The 1,246-nt window shown below is 38.7% G+C and carries 1 protein-coding gene; it reads left to right on the plus strand.

The features are described from left to right. Positions 1 to 62: 62 nt before the first annotated feature. The coding region (mobQ, locus tag FD44_RS09955; protein ID WP_162258123.1) for a MobQ family relaxase at positions 63 to 1,246 on the plus strand (1,184 nt) is incomplete at its 3' end.

The following is a 1,246-nucleotide window of genomic DNA, read 5'->3' on the forward strand; positions in this document are numbered from 1 at the left end:
GAAGTCGCCGATGGCGACAACAAGGTCAAAACCCATATAATCAAAGGAAGACGGTGACTGACATGGCAATATTCCACATGAGTTTTAGTAATATTAGTGCTGGTAAAGGACGAAGTGCGATTGCCAGTGCCGCTTATCGAAGTGGTGAAAAGCTATTTGATGATAAGGAAGGTCGCCACTATTTTTATGCCCGATCGATCATGCCAGAAAGCTTTATTTTGACGCCAAAAAATTCACCTAAATGGGCGAGTGATCGAGAGCAGTTGTGGAATGAAGTTGAAAAGAAAGATCGTAAATCAAACTCACGGTATGCAAAAGAGTTTAACGTGGCTTTACCGGTAGAATTAAGTGAATCCGAACAGAAAGAATTACTGACAAAATATGTGCAAGAAAATTTTGTTGATGAGGGCATGGTAGCCGACGTGGCAATTCATCGCGACCACCCAGATAATCCGCACGCTCATGTGATGTTAACTAATCGGCCGTTTAATTCAGATGGAACATGGGGAATTAAGAGCAAAAAGCAATATATTTTAGATGATAATGGCAACAAAACATATACCGGAACTAGCAAGTACCCTAAGAGTAGAAAGATACTGATGGTCGATTGGGATAAAAAAGAAAAAATAACTGAATGGCGGCACAATTGGGCGGCAAGTGTAAATCAGGCTTTAGAGCAAAAAAACATTCCTGATCGGATCAGTGAAAAATCATTTGTGGAACAGGGAATAGCTGACACACCAATGCAACACGAGGGAATCAATAGCAAACGGCATGAAAGAAAGGCATTTAATCAACAAGTTAAGAACTATCGTAAGTCCAAAGCTGGCTATAAAAATATGCAGGAGAAAGTACTTAATCAAGGCCACTTGGATAGCCTAAGTAAACACTTCTCGTTTAACGAGAAAAAAGTGGTTAAAGAGTTAAGCCACGAACTGAAAACTTATATTAGTTTGGAAAGTTTAGATGATAAGCGGCGCATGCTATTTAATTGGAAAAACAGTACCTTAATTAAGCACGCTGTTGGTGAAGATGTCACTAAGCAATTATTGACGATTAACCAACAAGAAAGTTCACTAAAAAAAGCAGATGAACTCTTAAATAAAGTAGTTGATCGCACGACTAAAAAACTTTATCCAGAGCTTGATTTTGAACAGACAACCGCGGCTGAACGACGGGAATTGATTAAAGAAACTAATAGTGAACAAACGATTTTCAAAGGCAGTGAATTAAACGAACGTTTAAT

The organism is Secundilactobacillus malefermentans DSM 5705 = KCTC 3548 (assembly GCF_001436395.1).
In the GTDB taxonomy this organism is placed as follows: domain Bacteria; phylum Bacillota; class Bacilli; order Lactobacillales; family Lactobacillaceae; genus Secundilactobacillus; species Secundilactobacillus malefermentans.